The sequence below is a fragment of the Sutterella seckii genome, assembly GCF_009183815.1.
Taxonomy (GTDB): Bacteria; Pseudomonadota; Gammaproteobacteria; order Burkholderiales; family Burkholderiaceae_F; genus Sutterella; species Sutterella seckii.
Map to the genome: position 1 here is coordinate 1 of NZ_WEHX01000263.1, position 366 is coordinate 366.

Genomic DNA, 366 nt, shown 5'->3' on the forward strand with positions numbered 1-366 from the left:
ACTAACCTTTAGATTTCAGTTAGTTGCCTTAAATCAAAACTAAGCCGGGATATGAATTTCTTTCAGACTCTGTTAACGGATTCCTGGGAATTCACGTAAATATGCAGTCGACGATGATTGAAGTCGGCGGCGCGCTCAACTATACCGATACGGATCTTGATCTCGTCAACGGCAGCGGCGACGGGGACATTTACGGCGCTGCGCTCTATGCCTCCCGCCTCTTCGAAAACGGCAGCTTCATCGACTTAATCGGCCGCTACGGACATCTTATTAACATAGGCACAAAATAGTTGACAAGCGGCTACGGTTATGTTATAATTGATAAATGAGTTATGAAGATAAAACCACCACAACCCTCGACGGCCG

At 46.4% G+C, this 366-nt stretch carries 1 protein-coding gene; it reads left to right on the top strand.

Annotated elements, in window-relative coordinates; translation table 11 throughout:
* Positions 1-32 precede the first annotated feature (32 nt).
* Positions 33-290 (top strand): autotransporter domain-containing protein, encoded by a 258-nt coding sequence (locus GBM95_RS12115; RefSeq protein WP_152159296.1) that lies wholly within the window; start codon positions 33-35, stop codon positions 288-290.
* Positions 291-366 lie beyond the last annotated feature (76 nt).